The following is a 591-nucleotide window of genomic DNA, read 5'->3' on the forward strand; positions in this document are numbered from 1 at the left end:
GCCCATGCCTACAAGACCGAGCGCCTGTCCGGCAAAAGCCTCGACGTGATTTCCGGCGGCGCCTCGTCGTCGCTGCCGCTGCTGCTCGAAGGCAGGCTTCCGGCCGGCATCAACAATCTGCGCGTCGGCGAGGCGATCCTGCAAGGTGGCGTCGAAACCTTCCGCGATGTGCCATGGGCCGAGCTCGAGCCCGATGCCTGCCGGCTGACCAGCGACATCATCGAGGTCAAGCTCAAGCCGTCACGGCCGATCGGCCAATCGGGCTACGACGCCTTCGGCAACCAGCCGGTCTTCCCCGACGAAGGCGACAGGCTGCGCGCCATCGCCAATATCGGCCGCGAGGACGTGCTGGTCGAGGGGCTGACGCCGATTGCCAGGGGGATCCGGGTGCTGGGCGCCTCCAGCGACCATCTGCTTTTGGACGTCGCCGATGCCGACCCGCCGCTGGCCGTCGGCGACCGCGTCGCCTTCCGCATGAGCTATGGCGCCATGCTTTTGGCAATGACCTCGGAATATGTCGAGAAGGCCCCGATGCACGACGTCGAGGATTTTTCCGGCCGCAAGATGGTGTCGATCTCCGCCGAACCGGGG

The 591-nt window shown here is 66.5% G+C and carries 1 pseudogene; it reads left to right on the forward strand.

The annotated features are described in order from the left end of the window. Window positions 1–591 (forward strand): annotated as a pseudogene (locus tag EN925_RS38745) (alanine racemase); the annotation flags it as partial.

It is taken from the genome of Mesorhizobium sp. M7A.F.Ca.US.006.04.2.1 (genome assembly GCF_004022915.1).
Classification (GTDB): domain Bacteria; phylum Pseudomonadota; class Alphaproteobacteria; order Rhizobiales; family Rhizobiaceae; genus Mesorhizobium; species Mesorhizobium ciceri.